At 68.8% G+C, this 2,213-nt stretch carries 3 protein-coding genes; 2 read left to right on the forward strand and 1 reads right to left on the reverse strand.

Annotated elements, in window-relative coordinates:
* Positions 1-470 precede the first annotated feature (470 nt).
* The gene (locus TOK_RS34790; protein WP_256388000.1) at positions 471-599 is read left to right on the forward strand and encodes a hypothetical protein; all 129 of its coding nucleotides are present in this window, start codon (positions 471-473) and stop codon (positions 597-599) included.
* Between the two features lie 210 nt (positions 600-809).
* A complete protein-coding gene (locus tag TOK_RS34380) occupies positions 810-1,106 on the forward strand; it encodes an amidase family protein (protein ID WP_098960081.1) in 297 nt (98 codons plus the stop codon).
* Positions 1,107-1,342: 236 nt separating this feature from the next.
* Here the strand turns inward: TOK_RS34380 and TOK_RS22965 are convergent.
* Positions 1,343-2,213, reverse strand: an 871-nt coding sequence (locus tag TOK_RS22965; RefSeq protein ID WP_141566507.1) for an ABC transporter substrate-binding protein, incomplete at its 5' end; no start/stop codon positions are given.

A 2,213-nucleotide genomic window follows, 5' to 3' on the forward strand; every position in this document is an offset into this window, starting at 1 on the left:
CAGGTGCGGTCGGGCCTGTGGCTCGAACACGGTCGGGCGCGTCTTGCTCGTCACTGAGGACTCCTGGTGACGGAGGGATGGGCTGCAGCCCACGAATCATCTCAGATAAGTTAGGCAGGTGCACTATCTGGTGCGGTAGAAGGCGGAGGGGACGGAAACTCGGTCGCCGGCGGTCCGAGGGCCGCCGCCGTGGGCCATCGAGCCCCCTCCAACCTGGTGGAGAGCAGGTTGGGCACCCTGCGGCACCACATCACCGGAATGCGTGACGTTCCTGGTGGACGGGCGATTGACCAGATCAGTAACACCTGGCCAGGTGCTTCGGTTGGCTTCCTGTCCTGTGGGGACCAGGCGATCCGCGTGATCGCACACCTGCGCGAGAGCGAGATCTACGCCGGGCTCGCCGCCGGACACGGATCGGCACGACCACTGCGTTCCGCTGCGTCGCCGAGGCGGTCGAGCTACTCGCCGCGGTGGCGCGCCCCTCTGCCGCCAAGGCCGTAGCAGTGATCGAGGCCGAGGCGTTCGTCATCCTCGACGGCACTCTGCTGCGGATCGACCGGGTCCGGAAGGACCCGGGGCGTGACCGCCACTCCTGCTGAGTCGGCACCGGGGGGACTGCCCAGCGTTGCCCCGATCGAGGTGATCGCCGCGGCGGCGAGGGTGTCCCGGTGGGTGGCGACGCCGATGACGTCCTCGATCGCTCCGGCGACATGGTCACGCGGTGCTACGCGGCTCCTTCGCCGTCGTAGCAGGCGCGGCTGGTCGGGTCGTGAGGCCGGCGAACGCCGACAAGAACAGTCAGAGCATGGTTGCCACGCTGTGTCTCGCCCTCGACCGAGCTGCAGGTAGGCCACCTCGATGCCCGGCGAGCGTGCGACCGCGGCGGTCCGCGGGCCGATCGGGCCTGGTGCGGGCTGACCGGGCTCAAGCCGACGAGCGGGGCGATCCCGCGGACCGGCGTCGTCCCGCTGTCGTGGACCGCCAAGACCGTCGGCCCCTTGTGCCGCAGGGCCGGTCGGTTGACCACGACGAGTACCCGGCAGCAAGCCCCCATCGGGCTTGATCACGAAGCTGACGGGGCTTCCGCCCGCGCGGTCCGCGTATGAGCCCGACTCGACATCGCGGCCATCGCTCTCGTCTTCGGCGTTGCGTGAGAGGAACCCGAAGAGGCTCGAGCGAGGCCGCCCCACGTCGCGCCGGCACGCCGCACGACATACACGGACTCGTCAGTCCCGGCGCATCAAGGTCAAGGATCAAGCCGGGCGTCGTCGACACGGGGAGACGGGGACTGCGCTGATGCGCAGCCCCCGTCTCTACAGTGCGTTCTCGACTACCCGGCAGATCAGCCTGTCAGACCCAGGTCAGACAGGAAGACACCTCCCGGGTAGGCGTCCGTGAGACCGGTGGCGCCGTCGGCGATGAGCCAGCCATTGCTGTCGGGCAGGGTCACCCCGGACCAGAGCGCGGGCAGTTCCTTGGCCAGGATTGCCTGCACGGCCCGCATGGCGTTCGCGCGTTCCTCCTGGTTGGTGGCCGACTGGGCCTTGTTCAGGACGACGTCGAGATCCGGGTCGCTGAAGCCGGTGATGTTGGACGGCGACGTGCTGAGGAAGCAGTCGATGTACTGCAGCACGCTCTGCCCGGCGACATCACGCCCACACGTCCACAGCGCGATGTCGTACTCGCGGGCGATCATCTTCGCCGGATAGTCACCGGACTGCACCTGTTCGATCTTGTAGTCCAGGTTGGAGTACCGGCTGTATGCGGTCTGCAGCGCCACTGCATCGCGAAGGCTGGCGGCGCTCACCAGGTGCCGGATGACGATGGGCCCCCCGTTCTCCGCCGCGACCTCGTCGATCAGCTTCTGCGCCGCGTCCGGGTCGAAGGCCGGCACAGTGGCCGACACGTCGTAGTACGGCGAGGCATGCGGCAGGAGGGTGCGGGGATCCAGGATCGTGCCGGCGCCCCGGTAGAGGACGTCGTTCAGGGTCGTCGAGTCCAGGCCCATCTGCAGGGCCTCCCGGACGCGGAAGTCGGCGAGCGGTCCGGTCCCCGAGTTGACCACCCAGATCCACGGGGAGTCGGGCGACAACCGGGGGACGGCAGTGAGCCCGGTCTCGACCGCGGCCACGATGTCCGACGGCTGGAACATGTACGCGGCCTGCACCTGCCCGGCGCTGACCGCGTTCGTGATCGCCGCGGGATCGGAGTTG

Source organism: Pseudonocardia sp. N23, from assembly GCF_002583555.1.
Lineage (GTDB): Bacteria > Actinomycetota > Actinomycetes > Mycobacteriales > Pseudonocardiaceae > Pseudonocardia.